This is a genomic window from Pseudophaeobacter profundi (assembly GCF_029697505.1).
Classification (GTDB): domain Bacteria; phylum Pseudomonadota; class Alphaproteobacteria; order Rhodobacterales; family Rhodobacteraceae; genus Pseudophaeobacter; species Pseudophaeobacter profundi.
Genome location: NZ_JARJEF010000106.1, coordinates 1 through 381 on the forward strand (window position 1 = coordinate 1; position 381 = coordinate 381).

At 50.7% G+C, this 381-nt stretch carries 1 protein-coding gene; it reads left to right on the plus strand.

The features are described from left to right. Positions 1 to 353, plus strand: a 353-nt coding sequence (locus P2081_RS20455; protein WP_278924629.1) for a hypothetical protein, incomplete at its 5' end; no start/stop codon positions are given. Between the last annotated feature and the right edge of the window lie 28 nt (positions 354 to 381).

The window sequence follows — 381 nt, forward strand, 5'->3', positions numbered from 1 at the left end:
GCAAGACGCAGCGCAGCAGCTTCCGCGACATACTCAAATATGTCGAGGATGACATGCCGCCCAATATCCAGGTGAGGTTCGGCCAGGAGACGTTGGCTCTGGACTCGTGGTGCAGGAAGAAGCAGTACGATGCGTTCTGTCAGGTACTTGGCTCCGGAATGAACCTTCACCTCTCTGAGAACGATTTGCTGCGTGAAGTGTTTGAACTGGGAGAGAAGTTGGTCCATCTGAACCTCGCTGCCCACAAGCAGTCCAAGATTGAGAGGCATCTGTTGAATCAAGCAAACTTCAAGGCTCGTTGTATAACGAGGGCCAAGAATAGAGACAAGCGTTCTGCCGTTTTTGCCAGCTAGTTATTGATCGGGATATACTGTACTCAAT